A 267-nucleotide genomic window follows, 5' to 3' on the forward strand; every position below is an offset into this window, starting at 1 on the left:
CTCACGGATGATGGCCCGCTCAAACTCGGCAAACGCCCCGAGTAGCGACAGCATGAGGTCGGCTCGAGGATCCTGGGCACCAGCGGCGTAGGTGGCCCGCTCGTGGACGAACTCCACGCTCGCGCCCTTCGCGGTGACCTCACCAACGATCTGCTTGAGATCGACTAGGGAACGGGCGAGTCGGTCCATCGACGCGACCACCAGCTCGTCACCGTCCCGCAGATACCTGATGCACTCGGCCAGCTTCACCCGATCGGCACGAGAGCG

At 65.2% G+C, this 267-nt stretch carries 1 protein-coding gene; it reads right to left on the bottom strand.

The annotated features are described in order from the left end of the window. On the bottom strand, window positions 1–267 hold a 267-nt coding region (locus G6018_RS16265), incomplete at both ends, for a recombinase family protein (RefSeq protein WP_241732198.1).

Source organism: Dietzia sp. DQ11-44 (assembly GCF_014145205.1).
GTDB classification, from domain to species: domain Bacteria; phylum Actinomycetota; class Actinomycetes; order Mycobacteriales; family Mycobacteriaceae; genus Dietzia; species Dietzia natronolimnaea.